Genomic DNA, 14,638 nt, shown 5'->3' on the forward strand with positions numbered 1-14,638 from the left:
AAACATTAAGGAATATGAAAATAGTAGTTTTAGGAGCTGGAGAAAGTGGTTTTGGGGCAGCCTACCTTGCTAAAAAGAAAGGTATGGAGGTTTTTGTATCCGATAGAGGAAGTATAAAAGAAGAGTATAAAAAACAACTGATAGAGAATAATATAGAATTTGAAGAAGGTCAGCACGATGAAGAACGAATTTTAAATGCCGATTGGGTGGTTAAAAGCCCAGGTATTCCTAAAAAGGCAGATATTGTATTTAAAATCAATCAGAAAGGGATAAGACTGTCTTCCGAAATAGAATTTGCATCGGAATTTACTAATGCTAAAATTGTGGCAATTACAGGCAGTAATGGTAAAACTACTACTACTTCTCTCATCTATCATATCCTTAAAGATAATGGGATGAATGTAGGTTTGGGAGGTAATATAGGGAAGAGTTTTGCTAAACAAGTAGTCGATGAATCTTTTGATTATTATGTTTTGGAAATCAGTAGTTTTCAATTAGATGATATTCAGAATTTTAGACCATACATTTCGTTGCTTCTTAATTTGAGTCAAGACCATTTAGACCAATATAATTATAATTATGAGGAGTACGCTTTAGCTAAATTCCGAATTACTGAAAATCAAGAATATGATAATTTCTTCATCTATAATAAAGATGATGAGATGAGTCAAAAAATTCTTCAGGAGTTAGATTTAAAGGTTAAAAAAGTGCCATTCTCCATAAAAGAAACTCTAGCAGAGGGCGGATATATGGACGATGAAAGCATTGTGGTAAAACTTAAAGATGAGTTTACTATGAAAATTAGAGACTTAGCTCTTATCGGAAATCATAATGTGGCTAATAGCTTAGCAGCGTCTATAGCGGGTAAAATACTTAATATTAGCAATGAAAGTATTAGAAATTCATTGATGACCTTCCAAGCTGTGGATCATAGGTTACAAGAAATAGCTAATCTTAACGGAGTTAAATTTATCAATGATAGTAAAGCTACTAATGTAAACGCTACTTATTACGCTTTAGAAAGTATGACACAGCCTACCGTTTGGATTGTAGGAGGAGTGGATAAAGGCAATGATTACACCGAAATAGAAGAATTAGTTAAGAAGAAAGTAAAAGCAATTGTTTGCTTAGGTATAGATAACCAAAAGATTATAGATTTCTTTAGAGATAAAAAAGAGTTTATCTATAATACTTCTAGTATGGAAGAAGCTATTAAAATTTCAAAATCCATAGCAGAAGCGGGAGATGCTGTACTCCTTTCGCCGTGCTGTGCAAGTTTTGATTTATTTGAAAACTACGAAGATAGAGGTGAAAAGTTTAAAGCTGAGGTTCTAAAATAATAAACAATGGAGCATACAGAAGTAAATAAAAAAATAGAATATCTAAAAGGAGACAGAGTGCTGTGGATTACAGTAATTCTAATTTCTGTATTCTCTATACTTCCTGTTTATTCGGCGAGTTCTAATTTAGAATACATTGTAAATACAGGGACAACCACTAGCCACCTTATCAAGCATGTGATGTTTATTGCTTTGGGATTGTTTTTGATGAGAGTCATCGGAGCTATAAAATATGAATTTATAGGGAAGTTGAGCTCCATACTTCTTGTACTTTCTGTGATTCTTTTAGGAGTTACCATTTTTACAGGGCAAACCATAGATGGGGCTAGTGCTTCTAGATGGCTTAAAATACCAGGTACGGCAATTTCATTTCAGCCGTCGGCGTTGGCAGCTTTGATGTTAGTTATCTATCTATGCCGTTATTTAACCAAAAATATTCAAAGACAAAGGCTTCCCATAGAAAACATTATGTATGTTTTTGGACCAATACTATTGGTATTTATTTTAGTAGCCAAAGATAACGGTTCCACAGCACTTATGATTTTAGCTACCTCTCTAATTGTACTTGTAATAGGGCAATTCCCGTGGAAGTATATTGCAGGATTTGTCTCTTTGTCGGGCTTAGCTTCTATTATTTTTATTTTGGTAGCATTGAACACTAATTTAATGCCTAACAACCGTGTTCATACTTGGATAAGTAGGGTAGAATCTTTCTCCTCCTCAAAAGACGCACAATTAGATAGTGCCGAAAGAGATGCAGTAAAGGCTAAAAATTATCAAGTGATGCACGCTAAGGCAGCTATAGTACATGGAGGTATTACAGGTAAAGGACCAGGCAAAAGTGCTCTTAAACAGAGGTTGCCGCAGTCGGCATCGGACTTTATTTTTGCCATTATTGTGGAAGAATATGGTGTAATAGGCGCAGTTGGCTTATTGGGTATGTATTTTATTATCATTATAAGAATACTAATTATAGCGAGTAGAACTAGGGCTTTTTTCGGTTCTCTATTGGTTATTTCTTTAGGAATTATGATTTTCATTCAGCTCAGTGCTAATATTATGGTGGCACTTAATCTCATTCCTGTAACGGGACAACCTTTACCATTGATAAGCTACGGAGGTACTTCTATGTTAGTAACTTACGCTCAATTAGGTTTAATACTCAATATTAGCTCTAGGATACAAATTTATGATGAAGAAGGCATTGGTAAAAAACAAAACATCGAGGAAATAAATGATATTGCCTAAAAGCTAATTTAATATTAAAGAATAAAATGTCAGAAAATATATATCATATCAATCAAGATTTTGCACCTCGAGTTTTAATGAGTGGTGGTGGTACAGGGGGACATATTTTCCCTGCGATAGCCATTGCTCAAGAGATACAAAGACGATTTCCTAAAGCGGAATTTTTGTTCATTGGGGCAGAGAATAAGATGGAGATGGAGAAAGTGCCTCAAGCTGGGTTTAGAATAGAAGGACTTAACATTTCAGGATTTAATAGGAGCAGTCTTTTAGCGAATTTTAAACTGCCTTTCAAAATTGTTTCTAGTGTTAGGAAAGCCAATCGCATAATAAAAGATTTTAAACCTCATGTGGCAATAGGTACAGGCGGATTTGCCAGTGGTCCAGCTTTATATATGGCTTCTCGTTTGGGTGTGCCTACTTTTGTTCAGGAGCAAAACTCTCTACCTGGGAAGACAAATCTTTTCTTAGGAAAGAAAGCTAAAGCTGTTTTTACGGCGTATCCTGATATGGCTCATTTTTTTCCAAAAACCCAGACGATTTTTTCGGGAAATCCTATTAGACAATCTTTAATGGAGGGGCTTACAGATACTGCTACGGCTAAAGAAAAGTTAGGATTAGACCCTAATAAATTGAGTATTCTTTCCGTAGGAGGTTCGTTGGGGTCTAGAACACTTAATAATGGCTGGTTAGAAAATTTGGAAAGGATTAAAAAGGAAGGTTGGCAACTGATTTTGCAAACAGGAAAAACAGAATATCAAACGATTAAAGATAAGGTTAATTTAGAAGAAGATACAATCCAACTAAAGGAATTTATCACAGATATGGCATTAGCTTATTCTGCGGCAGATGTGATTGTGTCCAGAGCAGGTGCGATTGCTATTTCGGAGTTGGCGGTAGTTAAGAAGCCTATTTTATTAGTGCCTCTTCCCTTCGCAGCAGAGGATCACCAGACCAAAAATGCAATGGTTTTAGTTGAGAAAAATGCAGCAAGAATGGTAAAAGATGTGGAGATGAAAGAGCGTTTTTGGAATACGCTTTCAGAAATTTGTGGTAACGAAAATTTACGAAAGGAAATGGGGCAAAACCTATCTTATTTCGCAAAACCAAAGGCTACAGAGGAAATTGTAGATGAAATAATTAAAGTTTTTAAATAGAAATGCAAAATATTAGTACATATCAAAATTTTTATTTCATAGGCATTGGAGGGATAGGAATGTCTGCTTTGGCGAGATATTTCCATTCCATTGGAAAAACGGTTTTAGGCTATGATAAAACTTCTACTAAACTAACTTCGGCACTTATTTCGGAAGGGATAAAAATCAGTTTTGAAGATAGTATTGATGAGCAAATAAAAGCCTTTAAACCCGAAGACACTTTAGTGATTTATACGCCTGCAATTAAACAACTAGGTATTTTAGATTTTTTCCAAGAAAAAGGTTTTACGATACTTAAAAGAGCGAAGGTTTTAGGACTTATTACTAGCGAAACCGAGTGCATTGCTGTTGCTGGAACTCACGGTAAAACTACTACTTCTAGCTTGGTAGCCCATCTTTGTAAGGAAGTTAATTTACCATTTTCTGGTTTTTTAGGAGGTATTGCCGAAAACTTTGGGTCTAATTTTATATTTAATGGGAAAGATTATTCCGTAGTGGAAGCCGACGAGTACGATAGAAGTTTTCTTAATTTAGCTCCAGATTGGGCAATTATAACTTCTACAGATGCAGACCATTTAGATATTTATGGGGATAAAACTACCATAGAAAAAGGCTTTAGAGATTTTGCCTATTTGGTATCGGAAGAGCGTCAGCTTTTTGTACGAAAAGGTATAAACTTGGATAGAAATGCGACTACCTATGCTGTAAACGAAAAGGCAGACTATTATTCAGACGAGTTGAGGCTGGAGGGAGATTTTATATCGTTTAATTTCTATACTCCAGATGGAGAAACTCAACGCTTTAGTTGGGAAATACCGGGCATTCATAATGTGGAAAATGCCACGGCAGCACTGGCTGTTTTACATAAAATAGGTGTTTCTTTAGAAGATTTAAAAGAGGCTTTGGCTAAATTTAAAGGCATTAAAAGGAGATATACCAAGCATATTTTCCCTAACGGAAAGATTTATATAGACGATTATGCTCATCATCCTACGGAGCTTAATGCGGTAATTGGCTCTATACGAACATTCTATCCAGATAAAAAACTTTTGGTAGTATTCCAGCCGCACTTGTTCAGTAGAACGCGAGATTTTGCAGATGATTTTGCTAAAAGTTTATCGCAAGGAGACGAGTTGATGCTTTTAGATATTTATCCTGCGAGAGAATTGCAGAAGGATTTTGAGGGCATTAGTTCAGATTGGTTGCTAGAAAAAGTAACACTGGCAGATAAAGAGGTTTCTAGTTTGTCGGAGGCTTTTGGTAAAATTAAAAATAAAAACTTTGACATTTTACTTACAGTAGGTGCAGGAGATATAGACACGCTTTATGATGGTATTGTAAGCTGGTTAAAGGAAGCATAGAACTTTAAAATGAAGAACAAATACAGAATATTAAAAATAGCTGTTACGATTATCCTACTGGGATTTTTGTTAAACTTTTCAATGAAAAGATTTAATAATGCCTCTATGGATAAAGTGGCTGTTAATATTATTCAAGGAGAGAAGCCAGTCTATTTTATTGATGAGAAAGAAATAGAAAGCATTGTTAAAAAAGCCAATACTACCAATAGAGTTGGGGATATTGATATCCCAAAATTAGAAAGAAAAATTGCAGAATATTCTGCAGTAGATAGTGCCAATGTTTATCTTAGTCTTGATGGTATATTGCATATAGATATTATGCAAAGAGTGCCTGTGTTTAGGCTAAGTAAAGGGAAGAAAGAGTTTTATGTAGATGAGAAAGGGGTGGAATTTCCTATCAATCGTAACTATTCAGCATCGTGTATGCTCATAAGTGGTAATGTGCAACCAGAGGAATATCCTCAATTGATAGAATTGGTAAAAAAGATAAATCAAGACGACTTTAGTAAAAAGTTTTTCATTGGTGTTGTAAAAGAGAGAGAAAATTATTATCTTATTGCCAATGAAGAAAACTACAGAGTAGAACTAGGAAGTTTGGAAAATATAGATTTCAAAGTAAAAGGTTTCAAAGCGTTTGTAGAAAAATATTTGGTTTATCAACCATCTGATAAATATACCAAAATATCATTGAAATATGATAATCAGATTGTAACTACACTTAGTAAAGGTTACAAAGAAGAAACAGATAAAGAAGAAGAAAAGAACAAATAAAATCAAATTCAAATCAAGATAAATGGAAAGCCAAGAGTATTCAGTAGGATTAGACATTGGGACCACCAAGATTGTTGCTATCGTTGGTCGTCGTAATCAGTACGGTAAGATAGAGGTTATGGGAGTAGGGGTGGCTCCTAGTTTAGGTGTACATAAAGGGATTGTAAACAATATTGCCCAAACCATCAATTCCATTAAAACAGCTGTTAGCGAGGCTCAAAAAAGTGCAGGCGTACCTATTACTAAGGTAACGGTGGGGATTGCAGGTAAACATATCCGTTCTTTGCAACACTCGGATTATATTATGCGAGAAAATCCAGACCAATACATCACAGAGGAGGATATAGAAGAGCTTAAAAATCAAGTTAAGAAATTGGTGATGCTTCCTGGCGAAGAGATTATCCATGTACTTCCACAAGAATATAAGGTAGACTCGGAGGGCGAAATCCAGGAGCCAATAGGAATGCACGGGAAACGTCTTGAAGCTAATTTCCATGTGGTAGTAGGGCAGATGAGTAGCATTAAAAATATCAGCAGATGCGTTAAAGAAGCAGGGCTAGAGATGGAGTCGCTTACTTTGGAGCCATTGGCATCGTCCGAAGCAGTTTTGACTAAGGAAGAAAAAGAGGCTGGAGTAGCTATTGTAGATATAGGTGGTGGTACTACTGATATTGCAATATTTAAGGATAATATTATCCGTCATACTTGTGTTATCCCTTACGGAGGAGGTATTATTACAGAAGATATTAAAGATGGCTGTTCTATTATAGAAAAACACGCGGAGCAACTTAAAGTTCGTTTTGGGTCTGCTGTTCCAGAATTGGAGAAGGAGAGTACTTTTGTTACCATTCCTGGGCTTCATGGAAGAACTGAAAAAGAAATTTCTCTAAAAACATTGGCTAAAATTATTCATGCCAGAGTGGAAGAAATTTTGGAGATGGTAAACACCGAACTTAAAGCCTATGGAGCACACGAGAAAAAAAGAAAACTCATTGCAGGGATTGTGCTTACAGGTGGTGGTTCTAACCTAAAGCATCTAAGACAACTCGCAAATTATATCACAGGGTTTGATAGCCGTATAGGTTACGCTAATGAATATATTTCGAACGATAAAAATCAGCATTTAAAAAGCCCTGAATTTGCAACATCTATAGGGCTTTTAATGGAAAGTTTGTCTATTAGAGATAAAAAAACTAATTCTTTAGTTCAGGAAGAAGTATCTGTTTCTAGCCAAACAGTTTCTGATGAAACCAACCAAGAAGATAAAATTTTAGACAGCGATAAACCAACTCATAATGAGACTGTGATTCAGCAAAATGCCTCTAAAAAGCCTACTATAGGGCAAAACATCTTAGAAAAGATAAAAAAATTCTTTGAGGAATCGGAATAATTAAGTAATTTAGTCATTTAAAATGAAGTAATGGAAAATACCAATAAAACAGGTTTTGAATTTGATTTACCAAAAGGCAACTCATCTATTATCAAGGTGATAGGTGTAGGTGGTGGAGGAAACAATGCCTTAAAACATATGTATGAAAGAGGGATTCACGGCGTAGATTTTGTCATTTGTAATACAGATGCCCAAACGCTAAATAACAATCCTGTTTCTAATAAAGTTCAGTTAGGTATCACAACTACAGAAGGCTTAGGTGCTGGTGCAGACCCAGAAGTGGGAGAAAAGGCTGCAATAGAAAGTATAGACGAAATAAAAAGCACTCTAGGGCAAAATACCAAAATGGTGTTCATTACTGCTGGTATGGGTGGTGGTACAGGTACAGGTGCGGCACCTATCATTGCTAAGGCGGCTAAAGAAATGGGTATTTTAACGGTGGCTATCGTTACAGTTCCGTTTTCTTTTGAAGGAAAAAGAAGATTAGACCAAGCTGAGGCAGGACTAGAGAAACTAAGAAATAATGTGGATTCTCTCATCGTGATAAACAACGATAAACTAAGACAACAGTTTGGTAACTTAGGATTTAAACAAGGTTTTTCTAAGGCAGATGAGGTGCTTACCAATGCAGCCAAAGGTATGGCAGAGGTAATTACGGGTTCTTTTGTTATCAATATTGACTTCCGTGATGCTAAATCAGTATTACAGAATTCAGGTACAGCCTTGATGTCCACAGGAAGTGCTACGGGTGAGAAGAGAGCAGAAGAAGCTGTTAAAAAGGCATTAGACTCTCCGCTTCTTAATGATAACAAAATTACAGGAGCTCAAGATGTATTGCTTCTTATTCAGAGTGGTTCTGATGAGGCTTCTGAAGCTACGATGGACGAAATTGGTCTTATCAACGATTATATCCAAAACGAAGCAGGAAATACAGCTAACATTATCTTTGGTGTAGGGACAGATGAAGAACTTGGCGATGCTATTAGAGTATTGGTAATTGCTACGGGATTTACTAATGAAAACCACATCAATGCAGGTCCTACGGAAGTAGTTAAGGTACCATTGCACGAAACGGCAAATTCGGTTAGAAGAGAATCTCCATTTAAAATTTCTTCTGATGCTAAGAATGCAGGACTAGGTTCTGTTGTTACAGAGAAAAACATCGTGAAGTTAGATGAAGAAGATGATTTTTCTTCGCCACAATTTTCAGCAAATAGATTAAGCGGAGAGCAGTTAGCGGTTCAAGAAGTGCAACCAATGACCTATGTTGAAGAGGTTAATGAAGAGTTTGAAGAAGGAAGTAATGAATTAGATTTATTCTCTTATGATGAAGGATACGAAGAACCAAAAGGAATATCTTTTACTTTTGAATCAAAAGACGAAAGTAGCATACAACCTACCAAATCTTTATTCTTAGATGAAAGACCTGTAGAGTTCAGCTTTAAAATAAAAGAAGAAGAGCCTACTCTTGAAGAGGAAGTAAAAACAGTATCTAATAATGTTGTGTCTCAAGAGCCTCAAGTAATTCATGAAGTAGAAGAAAAACCTATATTTCGTAATGAAGAAATAGCTCAAGAGGAAACGCTTTTTACTTTTATAGAGAAAAAAGTAGAAGACTCTAAAGTACAGGAGAGAAGAAATAAGCTAAAAGAATTTAATTCTCGTTACCAAAATGTAGATGAGGAAAATACTTTTGAAACAGTGCCTGCTTTCAGAAGAAAAAACATTAAGTTAGATGATAGCCCTTCTGATGAGCGTATCAGTAGTTTTTTAGCTGATAACAATGGCAGAGTAGAACTTAGAGAAAACAAATTTTTGAATAAAGATGTAGATTAGTTTCTACATTTTTGATACTTGATTGACTTCTTTAAAAACCTCAGAATAGATATTCATTCTGAGGTTTTTTTATTGGTAAAACTATATCATTTTCTTTACCCATTCAAAAAACCTGAAAGGAACGTACTTGAACGGAAGGTCTAAAAATGTTGGTGTGTTTATGATAGCTCTTTCATTACTGAAGGCTAAAAAACTGTACTTTCCGTGATATTTGCCCATACCACTATTCCCAACACCACCGAAAGGAAGACGATGATTGGCAATATGCATAAGCGTATCGTTGATACAACCTCCACCCGAACTTGTTTTTGAAATTACCTCTTTAGCAGTTTTATTTTTACCAAAATAATACAATGCTAATGGCTTTGCATATTGGTTGATGCACGAGATAGGCTCGTCAATATGGTCGAATGCCATCACAGGTAATAAGGGGCCAAAAATTTCCTCTTGCATAATAGCGAAGTGAGGCTCTACATTATCTATAATAGTTGGTGCTATATATTTTTGATTAAAATCTACTTCTCCGCCTAAATAGATATTTCCTTCATTAAGAAATTTAGAAAGCCTTTCTACGGATTTATCATTTATAATACGAGGATAAAAAGGACTAGATTTAACATCGGAGCCATACATTTCTTTGATATGGTAGGCTATTTTCTCAAGAAGTTCTTTTTTTACTGAACGGTGTACCCAAAGATAATCTGGAGCGATGCAAGTTTGTCCAGCATTGATGAGTTTTCCCCACGCAATCCTTTTAGCAGCAAGGTTGAGGTTTGCATCTTTATCCACAATACAAGGGCTTTTGCCACCTAATTCTAACACGATAGGCGTTAAATTTTCTGCCGCCGCTTTCATAACCACTTTTCCTAAAGATGGACTTCCTGTAAAGAAAATGAAATCAAAACGTTCCTCTAACAAGTAGGTGTTGGTTTCTCGTCCACCTTTAACGAGGGTAATGTACTCTTTTGGAAAACATTCTGTTAGCATTTTCTCCACTACATTAGCGAGATTTGGAGCGTCAGGAGAAGCTTTTAGTAAAGCACAACAGCCAGAGGAAATAGCTCCTACTAGAGGATTGATAAGAAGCTGGAACGGATAATTCCACGGAGAGATAATAAGAGCCACACCCAAAGGTTCGTAAATGATACGGCTAGATGCAGGAAGTACCGAAATAGGCGACCAAACCCTCTTAGGACGAGCCCAACTTTTTAATTTTTTTAAATGATAATTAATTTCACTTAGAACAATGCTGATTTCCGTAAGGTAAACCTCTTCTTTAGATTTGTGTAAATCTTTCCATAAGGCTTCTTCTATTTCGGGCTGATACTTTAGTATGGCTTGTTTTAGTAAAGATAGTTGCTTTAGTCTAAAATCAATAGCCTTGGTTTGTTGAGTCGCAAAAAATGCTTTTTGTTTTTGGACGAGTGCTGATATTTCGGCTTTTGAAGTTTCCATTGGTATAATTATTTTTTATGACCTTTAAAGTCAGCCATTGTTTTATAGATTCCTAGTAAACTTCCTGCAAACCAATCAAAAAAACGAAGAGGAAATAGTCCTTGACCTATACGAGTTAAACGATAGATATACCTAGGAAGCGTTACCATTTTTCTGTTGTTTTCTATAGCACTAATGATGGTTTTAGCCGCTTTTTCAGGGTCTAATATAGGTAGAACGGATTTTACACCATCAAACATTCCTGTGTTGATATAGTAAGGCATAATAGTGGTTACCTTGATGTTTTTTTTCAACTGTTCCATTTCTAACCTAAGGCAGTCGGACCAACCAACAACAGCCCATTTGCTCCCTGCATATACGGACATTTTGGGATTAGATACCAATCCTGCCGAAGAGGCAATGTTGCAGATATGTCCTGAATTTTGCGTAAGCATATCCTGTAAAAATAGATTAGTAATTACCATAGGTGCATTGGTATTGATTTCTATGGTTTTTAAAATATCCTTTTGAGAATGTTCGTGGAAATATTTGCCTACCACAATCCCTGCATTGTTAATTAGAATATCAATATTACCAATCTTTTGTTTAGTTTTTGTGGCGATGTGTTGTACTTCGTCATAATTGGAAACATCTACCTTATATCCGAAGATAGAACCTAGTGATGAAAACTGGAGGATAGTTTCATCAATTTTTACTTGGTCAATATCCCAAATAATCACTTTAGCACCTTTCTCCAACGAAAGCCTAGCCATAATTTTCCCGATGCCGCTAGCGCCTCCCGTGATGAGGATATTTTTATGCTGAAATTTTTTGTTCATACCTTGAAATAGTTAGTATGAAGAAGGCTCTCTTCTGTCAGAAGTCCATTCGGCATGTAGAGATGGTTGTATTTTTAGTCCTTTACGGTAGGTATAAACTTTGGTAAATACTGCTCCAAAAAAGATGAGTCTGCAAGTATAATTTATCCACATCATAATTAGAATAACGGAGCCAGCTGCTCCGAAAGCAGATGTAGGTTTAAAATGGCTGAAGTAAAGACTTAATAGAGATTTACCTAAGGTAAACAAAAAAGCAGTAATGAATGAGCCTACCCATACAGAATGCCAAGAGAGTTGGACATCGGGAAGGACTTTAAACATAAGAGCAAACAGTAGAACAACAATAAGGAAACCCACAAGTATATTTATGATTTGTATAATATAGTAGGTTTCTAGCCCTAGGTGTTGAGAGATAAAATCATTAGTTAGCCCTATAAGTGTAGATAAAATCATTGTAATCATCATTAGAAAGCCAATAATGAGTATCATTCCTAGTGAATTTGCACGGTCTACTAGAAATTTGAGTATAGCCTTTTGGGGAGCTGCTTTTACACCCCATAATTCATTGAGAGACTTTTGAAGTTGAAAAAATAGGGTTGTCGCCCCAAAAATGAGAGTTACCACTCCAATAATTCTCATAATAATTCCGTCTTGGTCTATCATAGAAGATATTAAGATACCATCTAAACTTTTGGCGGTATCTTCTCCCATAATTTTTGTAACCTCTTGTAATATTTTTTGTTGAAAATTGGTATCTCCGAAAATAATCCCCATAACCCAAATTAAAATTATAAGTAATCCAGGTATGGAAAATATAGCATAGTAAGCAATTCCTGCCGCATCTCTATCTGCATTTGAGTTGCTCCAATCTGCTCCTGCTTTTCTAATGGTTTCCCAGTAAAATTTAAGATTATCTTTCATAATGGTCTTTTTTCTAAAAAGGATAGCCTATGGCTATGTTTAGGATTAGGTTATCTTTTCTCCAAGAAGAATTGTTAAAATCAATATGGTTAAATCTCCATCGTTCCCCTTTGTTATAATAGGGTACTCTTATAGGAATGGCAAGATCCGTCCTTAGTACAAATATATTAAAATCAAATCGAAGTCCTAAGCCTCCTCCTATAGCAATTTCAGAAGCCCAATCTTTACCAAACTTAGCACCTGGGCGAGTAGGATCATCATTGATAAGCCAAATGTTACCAGCATCTAAAAAGAGACCTAAGTTAAGAAAACGATAGAGGTTTAAACGATATTCTAAATTAGTTTCTAGCCTAATATCTCCTGCTTGGTCTAAAAAGAAACTACCTTGTTGGTTTCTTGGGTCATAACTACCTGGACCTAGTGTCCTAGCTCTAAAGGCTCTTATACTATTACTTCCTCCCACGAAAAATTGTCTAGAAAAAGGCACTGTGAGAGAATTACCATAAGGATAAGCTAATCCCATCATTAATCTTGCAGTCAAAGTATTTTTAGAGTTTATATTGTAGTAATAGCGAAAGTCTGTGTCCAATTTCGCATACTGGCTAAAGGGTACTCCTAGTATGGTTTTTTGTCTTCCTTCTTTTGCATTTGCATTGGATAATAGCCCTGTAAGGTTAGCTGATAAATCGGCTAATCCGTGAAAATAGAACTGATGTGTTCTAGGTATGATGGTATTGGTGTATGTGTACTGATACACAGGTCCAAAAACCAACTGTTTTTCTATAGCTCTAGCTAAACTAGGATAAAGATTTGCTAAAGATTGATATTCTTCTGAAATATTCTGAGGGTTAACATAAGTGGCGCTAAATATCTTAAGGTCGTGTTCTCTCTCTGCATTTTCTTTCCATAAATAGCCAAAGGAGGTACTAAAGTTATGCAGAGTATACTGCCCCGTTCTACGCTGATAGTCGTATCCTAGATTTACTTGTGTCCTTGGTACAAATTCTGAACTGGTATGAAACTTAAAAGGAGCTATAATCTTTGGAAAAGTAAGTTGAGCATTGCCTCCAAATCTTAATATATTGCTGAAAGCTCTCGGTCCTCCAGCTTGCACATCAATCCCTCCATAAGCAGTAATCCTTAGTTGCTCTGCCCCTCTAAATAAGTTTCTGTGAAGCCAGTTGATATTTATCTCTCCACCGTTAAAATTTGCAGAGTTGGTTTTGCCTAATGCTTCCATACGGAATGATTGAAAATTGTTTGGAGTAAGTAGGTAGTAAGCATCAAACTTGTTGTTTAGAGAATCCGAAATGATAAACTGGTTTTTAACAAATTTAAAAACGCCCAAATTTATGAGTCTTTTAAGTGTAAGATTATGGTCTCGTCTATTATAAAATTCACCTGAATGAAAATACATCACCTTATCAAAAATCTGAGGTTTGAATTTTTTTTCGGGGTCTACAATGTACATATCTTTGTAGACTTCTAGTCCATTGGTTGTGGTAGGAATGGCTATGCTTCCTCGCTCTATATTTTGTATGCTATAATCGGGGTAAATAATTACTTTATCTATACTAAACTTTTTTTTACTAAGTTCTGGAGTTTGGTCTTTTAGTTTTACATTGACTGCAACTTTGTTGTTTCCTATAGTGCTATCCGCTTGAATAATAATGTTATCTGGACTAAAATAATAATATCCATTCTCCTTCATATAAGTATCTATGCGGAGTCTTTCTTTTTTTATTATTTCGAGATTATAAGGTTCTTGTGGTTTTATTAGGCTTTGTTTTTGTGTAGCTTTTATATCTTCCATTACCTCTTCGTTAGTATTAGATAGGAAGTTTACGGTATCTATAAAATATCTATTGTAAGGAGTTATAGTATATAAAACCTTAGCAGTTCTACCTTTTGTAAGGGTGTCATATTTTGCTTTAGTATTAAAATAACCAATATTTTCTGCATAATTAACTGCAATTTCTTTATTAAATTCTCTATCCACACCCTGCAGAAGAATAGGTTTTTCTCCTAATTTATTTTTAATCCAATATCGCAGACCTTTATTTTGTTTAGTTTCTCCCGCCCATTTATAAAAATACAATCTAGGGCGCATTCCCAAAAACGAAGCATTAGGTTTAGGAGAAAGTTGACTCTCTGTGCCTTTTTTCAGTTCAGAAATATCACCTTTGTTTAATCGGTCTGATTTTATTTTGACCTTAGCTCCAGTATATAAAATTTCTCCTTCTTTAAGAGTAGAGGCTCCAGAGCATCCTGTGACAAAAATACCAGTATAAACAATGTATATTAGTATTGAATATCGTTTGATTATATGTTTCATTATAATGAA

11 protein-coding genes are annotated in these 14,638 nt (G+C 35.4%); 7 read left to right on the top strand and 4 right to left on the bottom strand.

Annotated features, from left to right (window positions below; all coding sequences use genetic code 11):
- The first annotated feature begins 14 nt into the window (after positions 1-14).
- The 7 genes from murD (at position 15) to ftsZ (ending at position 9,100) form a co-directional block, all read left to right on the top strand.
- A complete protein-coding gene (gene murD, locus D1003_RS02445; protein ID WP_153935593.1) occupies positions 15-1,340 on the top strand; it encodes a UDP-N-acetylmuramoyl-L-alanine--D-glutamate ligase in 1,326 nt (441 codons plus the stop codon).
- A 6-nt stretch (positions 1,341-1,346) separates the two neighbouring features.
- Entirely contained in the window at positions 1,347-2,588 is a 1,242-nt protein-coding gene (locus tag D1003_RS02450) for an FtsW/RodA/SpoVE family cell cycle protein (RefSeq protein ID WP_153935594.1), read from the top strand.
- A gap of 26 nt (positions 2,589-2,614) precedes the next feature.
- Complete coding sequence (murG, locus tag D1003_RS02455) at positions 2,615-3,742, top strand: undecaprenyldiphospho-muramoylpentapeptide beta-N-acetylglucosaminyltransferase (protein ID WP_153935595.1); 1,128 nt, start codon at positions 2,615-2,617, stop codon at positions 3,740-3,742.
- A 2-nt stretch (positions 3,743-3,744) separates the two neighbouring features.
- Positions 3,745-5,103 (top strand): UDP-N-acetylmuramate--L-alanine ligase, encoded by a 1,359-nt coding sequence (gene murC / locus D1003_RS02460; RefSeq protein ID WP_153935596.1) that lies wholly within the window; start codon positions 3,745-3,747, stop codon positions 5,101-5,103.
- An 81-nt stretch (positions 5,104-5,184) separates the two neighbouring features.
- Entirely contained in the window at positions 5,185-5,874 is a 690-nt protein-coding gene (locus tag D1003_RS02465; RefSeq protein WP_153935597.1) for a cell division protein FtsQ/DivIB, read from the top strand.
- 22 nt (positions 5,875-5,896) lie between these two features.
- Positions 5,897-7,264, top strand: coding sequence for a cell division protein FtsA (gene ftsA, locus D1003_RS02470; RefSeq protein ID WP_052911311.1), 1,368 nt, complete (start codon positions 5,897-5,899; stop codon positions 7,262-7,264).
- A 30-nt stretch (positions 7,265-7,294) separates the two neighbouring features.
- On the top strand, positions 7,295-9,100 hold the full coding sequence (gene ftsZ / locus D1003_RS02475) for a cell division protein FtsZ (RefSeq protein ID WP_052911312.1): 1,806 nt from the start codon (positions 7,295-7,297) through the stop codon (positions 9,098-9,100).
- A gap of 81 nt (positions 9,101-9,181) precedes the next feature.
- Here ftsZ and D1003_RS02480 read toward each other — a convergent pair whose 3' ends face one another.
- From D1003_RS02480 to D1003_RS02495, 4 genes are read right to left on the bottom strand one after another with little or no spacing between them, the layout of a single operon-like run.
- Entirely contained in the window at positions 9,182-10,555 is a 1,374-nt protein-coding gene (locus D1003_RS02480) for an aldehyde dehydrogenase (RefSeq protein WP_153935598.1), read from the bottom strand.
- Positions 10,556-10,563: 8 nt separating this feature from the next.
- Positions 10,564-11,373 (bottom strand): SDR family oxidoreductase, encoded by an 810-nt coding sequence (locus tag D1003_RS02485; RefSeq protein WP_153935599.1) that lies wholly within the window; start codon positions 11,371-11,373, stop codon positions 10,564-10,566.
- 12 nt (positions 11,374-11,385) lie between these two features.
- A complete protein-coding gene (locus D1003_RS02490) occupies positions 11,386-12,294 on the bottom strand; it encodes a YihY/virulence factor BrkB family protein (protein ID WP_052911315.1) in 909 nt (302 codons plus the stop codon).
- Between the two features lie 13 nt (positions 12,295-12,307).
- On the bottom strand, positions 12,308-14,629 hold the full coding sequence (locus D1003_RS02495; protein ID WP_153935600.1) for a BamA/TamA family outer membrane protein: 2,322 nt from the start codon (positions 14,627-14,629) through the stop codon (positions 12,308-12,310).
- Positions 14,630-14,638 lie beyond the last annotated feature (9 nt).

Origin of the sequence: Riemerella anatipestifer (assembly GCF_009663465.1) — a bacterium.
In the GTDB taxonomy this organism is placed as follows: domain Bacteria; phylum Bacteroidota; class Bacteroidia; order Flavobacteriales; family Weeksellaceae; genus Riemerella; species Riemerella anatipestifer_C.